Below are 5,970 nucleotides of genomic sequence, written 5' to 3'. Positions count from 1 at the left end.
GACGCTGACGGCGGACCTGTCCAGGGAGACTTCAAGATCGTCGATGACGACGTCGATCCGCTTACAGTCCGGGGCCACCGCGGTGACCGCGGCCCGAATCTGGCCGGCGATTTCAGGGATTGTCGGTCCGAACCGGGCGATGACATGGACAGCGACACCACCCAGTACTTTGCGGACGCCGACGACGCGTCGGTCGGGCAGATAGGTGACCACGTTGCCGCTGACTCCCGGGGAGAGCGCGGCGACCACGGGGCAGCGGGCAACCGCGGCCGCGATGGCGGCCGGCTGCGTGGACACTGCCAATCGGACCATGATTTCTACTGCACCCGAGCCTGCTTATCGTCATCGTCTTCAGGGATGTAGACGTCGTCCACCGCGATGTTGACCTCGGTCACCTCCAGGCCGGTCATCCCCTCGACTGAGGTCACGACGTTGCCGCGGATCGCCTGGGCGAGATCGACTATCGACACGCCGTAGTCGACCACGACGTCGAGATCTATTGCCGCCTGCCGCTCGCCGACCTCGACGCCGACCCCCTGGGATACGTTGCGTCCGGACGAGCCCGGGATACGCTGGCGCAGCGAGCCGACCGCGCGGGTGCCGCCGGTGCCGAGATTGTGCACACCTTCGACCTCGCGGGTCGCCACGCCCGCGATCTTACGGACGACCGAGTCCGCGATAGCCGTCCTGCCCTGGCTTGTCACGAGCTCGGTGGCCGTCCGCCGGGACACGCCGGCCCCGTCGCGCTGGGGTGTCTCTCGTGTCACGGGAGAGGTCTTCTCGGTGGTCGTCGTGCTCATGACGTGCCTCCACAATCATTGGAGTCGTGGGGACGGATCCCTCGGGTTTCCCGCGGTCCCCGGCCGCGTGGGCCCATGAACCGGAGGCCGTCGGCCGCCCAGATGTGGCAGCCGGTCGTGCTCGGCGCGGTCAACCGGCTGGTATGCATCGTCCTACCCGGTGGTGAGGGGGACACTCGCGTCCGGCCGGCCGGATAGGTTCGTTGGTGCCCGGTCGGAACACGCCCCACGAGTGAAGGAGCGTCCGCTGCCTCGGTCTCATCCGCACCCTTCCGGTGCCGCCGGCTCCGGCCGGTCGCCCGTGCCCGCCCAGGGCACCCGGGTGACTGTCCGGTCGCCGGCCAAGGTCAACCTGCATCTCGGGGTCGGCCCGCGCCGGGACGACGGTTATCACGCGGTAACCACGATCCTGCAGGCTGTTTCGCTCTATGACGACATCACGGTCACCGACGTCCCGGACGCCGCGACCGACCCCGACGCCATGGAGCCGGTCATCGCCGTGGAGGTCACCGGTGAGGGTGCCGCCGGTGCGCTGCCGGCCGCCGCTCCCGGCGACATCCCAGCGAACTCGGCCGCGGCGCGAATCTCGCTGGTCCCGACGGGATCGGACAATCTCGCCGTCAGGGCCGCGTATGTGCTCGCGGCCCGCGCCGGCGTGCGCGGCGCAGGGGCGCACCTGAGCATGGCCAAGGGCATTCCGGTCGCAGCCGGGATGGCCGGTGGCAGCGCCGACGCCGCCGGGGCGCTGGTCGCCTTCGACGCCCTGTGGGGCACTGACCTGGACCGGTCGGTCCTCGCGGAGCTCGCTGCCGGGCTCGGCAGCGACGTCCCGTTCCCGTTGACCGGGGGTACGGCGCTTGGAACCGGCCGGGGCGAGCAGCTCACGCCGGTCCTCGGACGTGGCGAGTACCACTGGGTCTTCGCGCTGGCTGACGGTGGCCTGTCCACCGCCTCGGTCTATGCCGAGTTCGACCGGTTGTCCGAAGGACGTCTGCGCACCGAACCCACCCCGCCTGACGCGGTCCTGGCGGCGTTGCGCACCGGGGATCCGGTCGAATTGGGTAATGCGTTGGTCAACGATCTGCAACCGGCTGCGTTGCGGTTGCGCCCGTCGCTGCGGCGGGTGCTGGAAACCGGAACCGAACTCGGGGCGGTCGGTGCCGTCGTCAGCGGGTCCGGACCGACCTGCGCCTTCCTGGCCCGGGACGCCGCGCAGAGCGTGGCACTGGCTGCGAGCCTCGCCGGGATGGGCGTCTGCCGGGCGGTTCGACGGGCGCACGGTCCGGTCGCGGGCGCCCGTCTGGTCGACCCGGGCACGTCCGGATGAGCCGCAGGACGATCCGCGCCGACCCCGGCCTGATGAGCAGGATCCGATGAGTGACATCCTGGTCACGATGGAGGCGGTCGTGGCCGCCTTCGGGACCCGCGTCCTGCTGGACGGCGTGAGCCTCGGAGTGGCGAGCGGGGAACGGATCGGGGTGGTCGGCCGTAACGGCGCGGGCAAGAGCACGCTGCTCAAGCTCTTGGCCGGTGAGGCGCACCCCGATGCCGGTCGGGTCGTGCACACGGGGTCTCTGCGCGTGGGCATCCTCGCGCAGGACGACCGGCTCGTGCCCACCGCGACCGTGCGCCAGGCCGTGGTCGGTGACGTACCCGATCATGTGTGGGCCGCGGATCCACGTCGCCGGTCGGTGCTGCGCGGGCTGGGTCTGCTCGACCGTCTGGACGATCTCGTCGGGCAGTCCTCCGGTGGGGAGCGTCGGCGTACCGCCCTGGCCGCGCTGCTCGTCGACGACCTGGACCTGCTGATACTGGACGAGCCCACCAACCATCTTGACGTCGAAGGCGTCGCGTGGCTCGCCGCCGAGCTGGCATCCTGGCGCGGCGGGCTCCTCGTCGCCACGCACGACCGGTGGTTTCTCGATGAGGTGTGCGAGCGGGTCTGGGAGGTCGTCGACGGTCGGGTGGACGCCTACGAGGGCGGCTACAGCGCGTATGTGCTGGCCCGCGCGGAGCGGACCCGGCGAGCCGACGCCACCGAGGCGCGGCGCCAGAACCTGCTCCGCAAGGAGCTGGCCTGGCTGCGCCGTGGCCCGCCGGCCCGGACCGCCAAGCCGCGCTTTCGGATCGATGCGGCCAACGCCCTGATTGCTGACGAGCCACCCGCGCGCGACACCCTCGGTCTGCGGACCTTTGCCGCATCCCGCCTCGGGAAGGACGTCTTCGACGTCGAGGACGTGACGCTGCGCCTCGGTGACCGGGAGCTGTTCGCGAATATGACGTGGCGGCTGGGCCCGGGTGATCGGGTGGGTCTCGTCGGGGGCAACGGGAGCGGTAAGACCACGCTGTTGCGCCTGCTGACCGGTACGGTGAGTCCGGATTCGGGCACTGTCCGAGTGGGGCGCAGTGCGCGCCCCGCTCTGCTCACCCAGGAGATCCGCGAGCTGAACCCGAGGCTGCGGGCGCTGGAGGCGGTCCAGGAGGCCGGTCAGGTACTGGATGTCGGACCCCGGCCGAAGTCGTCGGCGCCATCGCGCAGCTCCGCCGGTGACGGTGGACACGGCGGGCAGAACCGGGAGCTGACGGCGGGTCAGTTACTGGAGCAGTTCGGTCTGCCCTCGGCCCGGCAGTGGACGCCGGTCGGTGACCTCTCCGGCGGGGAACGGCGGCGGCTGCAGCTCCTGCGGCTGCTCATGGAACGGCCCAACGTGCTGCTACTGGACGAACCCACCAACGACCTGGACACCGACACGCTGACCGCGTTGGAGGACATCCTGGACTCGTGGCCGGGAACGTTGGTCGTGGTCAGTCATGATCGTTACTTTCTGGAACGAACGTGCGACACGATCGTCGCTCTGCTTGGCGACGGTTGCCTGGTCATGCTGCCCGGTGGGGTGGATGAGTACCTCGCCCGCCGGCAACGCCTGGCCGCCGCAGGCGCCGGGACGCCCACCGATACGGGCAGTTCAGCCCGTCCCGGATCCGGTGCCAGCTCGGGTGGCGGTGCCGGTGCCGGTGCCGGTGGCGGAGCGGCTCAGGCACGGGTCGCGCGCAAGGAGCTGAACCGCCTTGAACGGGCGCTGGAGCGGTTGGGACGCCAGGAGACCGCGCTGCACACGGCGCTTGCGGAGGCGTCCACCGACCATGGGCGCCTGCTCGCCCTGGACGCCGAGCTGCGTGCGGTCGTCGCGGAGAAAACCCGGACCGAGGAGGCCTGGCTCGTCGTCGCGACCGACCTCGAAGATGCCTGAATGTCCTGGAGGGCGTCCTGCTGCCGGATGCTCTTTGGGAACGATGTGACTCTGGTGCTGTGGCAGGAGCATCAGATTCACATCGTTAAGAGCGCCCGGCACTAGGGGCGTGGATGAAGGAGCGGGGCTTGGGTGCATGCATCGCGCAGCGATGGACAGGGAGCGATGTGGCGAGGTGCGTGGCGAGGTGCGTGGCGAGGTGCGTGGCGAGGTGCGTGCCCCGGTCCGTGCCCCGGCCCCGCGACGCCGCGCCCCCTGTTGCCGGCCGCGTCAAGATCCCAGGCCCTCGGTTCGGTCAGCCGGCTGTCTGGACCTCTTTCGCCCGCAGGCGTTCGGGGTCTGGCCAGCGGACGTCATGAACGACCCGCAGCGTCTCCATCAGCTTGATCAGATAGGCGCTGGTGTCCAGCTGCCAGGGTTTGACCCCGTGACGGGCCAGGGTCGGCTCGGCGTGATGCAGGTTGTGCCAGGACTCGCCCATCGACAGGAAGGCGAGCGGCCAGACGTTGCCGGAGTGGTCCCGTGACTTGTACGGGTGCTTGCCGACCACGTGACAGATGCTGTTCGTCGACCACGTCACATGGTGCAGCAGGGCCACCCGGACCAGGCTCGCCCAGAAGAACGCCTGCAGCGCGGCTTCGAAGGAGCCGCCCCAGAGCCCTCCGATGAGCGCGGGCGCGGCGAGGCTCACCGCCGCGCAGACCGCGAACATATGGCTGACCCGGACCATGTCGGCGTCAGCGAGCAGGTCCGGAGCGTACCGGCGCTGGTCGGTCTGCTCGACGTCGAACAGCCACCCGACGTGGGCGTGCCACAGACCCTTGGCTACCGCGCGGGTGCCGGTGCCGTACCGCCACGGCGAGTGCGGGTCGCCGTCCTTGTCGCTGAAGGCGTGGTGACGCCGGTGGTCGGCAACCCAGCGGATCACCGGACCTTCGATCGCCATGTTGCCGGCGACGGCGAGTGCGACGCGTACGGGCCTGGCGGCCTTGAATCCGCGGTGGGTGAAGTACCGGTGGAAACCGACGGTCACGCCGTGGCCAGTGATCATATACATGACCGCGGCCAGGACCACATCTCGCCAGCTGATCCACCGATCCCACAGCAGGGGGATCGCCGCGGCCAGCGCGGTGAGCGGAAGGGCGATGATCGTCGCCAGGATGACCTGCTCGCTTCGAGCTTTGACCGATGACTGCGGCACGACCGTGTGGCGGAGCGGAGCGGTCACGCCGGCCGCGACACCCGTCGCGTTCACCGTGTCTGTTGCAGTCATGACATAGTCCCGTTCATCGGTCCCGTTCATCGGTCGGGTTCGTCGGTCACGGTCGGTGGTCGCGTTCCCAGCCGCGACGACTTCCGTTGGGTCACGGTAGCTCGTTGCGGCAACGCATGGTGCCCGCTGCGGGGAACATCCGCGAAAACAATCCGTGCGGCCGGCCCAGCTGACATGATCGGATGATCTTTGGTGGGAGGCCTTGGGGATGGTAGACTGCCTTCGATTTTCCCTCGATCCGCCGTGGTGTAATCGGCAGCACAGAAGATTTTGGTTCTTCTAGTCCACGTTCGAGTCGTGGCGGCGGAGCGCGAGGTTTCGACCGGCCGAGGCATCGGTGCGGCCCGGACGGTTTATCCGCGTTGCGTCACGTGCCGTCGTGGAAATTGTGCACGTCACCGCGGAGGCGCACCCAGGAGGCGCGCCCGGGAGTCGTTAGCGGCGACCCGTTGAGAGGCGACTTGTTGTCGGTGCGTCGTAACCGGCGGGTCGGTAACCGGTGCTTCGTAACCGGCGGGTCCGTAACCCGGTAGACTCGGCATACACTGACGTTGATGTCCGCGATCACGGGAGCTCGTGTGACCCAACCACGTCCGGCGGCGGTTGTCGTCCTCGCGGCAGGCGAGGGTAAACGGATGCGTTCAAC

4 protein-coding genes and 1 pseudogene are annotated in these 5,970 nt (G+C 69.4%); 2 read left to right on the top strand and 3 right to left on the bottom strand.

The window, feature by feature from the left end; genetic code table 11:
• Positions 1-297, bottom strand: a pseudogene (locus U9980_RS19885) (hypothetical protein); the annotation flags it as partial.
• Positions 298-317: 20 nt separating this feature from the next.
• Positions 318-800 (bottom strand): Asp23/Gls24 family envelope stress response protein, encoded by a 483-nt coding sequence (locus U9980_RS19880; RefSeq protein WP_322769296.1) that lies wholly within the window; start codon positions 798-800, stop codon positions 318-320.
• Between the two features lie 322 nt (positions 801-1,122).
• On the opposite strand from U9980_RS19880, the gene U9980_RS19875 reads away from it, so the two are divergent.
• Both U9980_RS19875 and U9980_RS19870 read left to right on the top strand, forming a co-directional pair.
• Positions 1,123-2,127 (top strand): 4-(cytidine 5'-diphospho)-2-C-methyl-D-erythritol kinase, encoded by a 1,005-nt coding sequence (locus U9980_RS19875; protein ID WP_322756386.1) that lies wholly within the window; start codon positions 1,123-1,125, stop codon positions 2,125-2,127.
• A 46-nt stretch (positions 2,128-2,173) separates the two neighbouring features.
• A complete protein-coding gene (locus U9980_RS19870; protein WP_322769295.1) occupies positions 2,174-4,051 on the top strand; it encodes an ABC-F family ATP-binding cassette domain-containing protein in 1,878 nt (625 codons plus the stop codon).
• Between the two features lie 295 nt (positions 4,052-4,346).
• Here the strand turns inward: U9980_RS19870 and U9980_RS19865 are convergent, their stop codons facing one another.
• Entirely contained in the window at positions 4,347-5,324 is a 978-nt protein-coding gene (locus tag U9980_RS19865) for an acyl-CoA desaturase (RefSeq protein WP_322747834.1), read from the bottom strand.
• Positions 5,325-5,970 lie beyond the last annotated feature (646 nt).

Origin of the sequence: Protofrankia sp. Cr1, assembly GCF_963555865.1 — a bacterium.
Lineage (GTDB): Bacteria > Actinomycetota > Actinomycetes > Frankiales > Frankiaceae > Protofrankia.
This window is presented reverse-complemented; position numbering and strand designations above follow the sequence as displayed.

Coding starts and splice junctions, on each gene's coding strand:
- U9980_RS19880 (WP_322769296.1), bottom strand. CDS start 800: ATGAGCACGACGACCACCGAGAAGACCTCTCCCGTGACACGAGAGACA.
- U9980_RS19870 (WP_322769295.1), top strand. CDS start 2,174: ATGAGTGACATCCTGGTCACGATGGAGGCGGTCGTGGCCGCCTTCGGG.
- U9980_RS19865 (WP_322747834.1), bottom strand. CDS start 5,324: ATGACTGCAACAGACACGGTGAACGCGACGGGTGTCGCGGCCGGCGTG.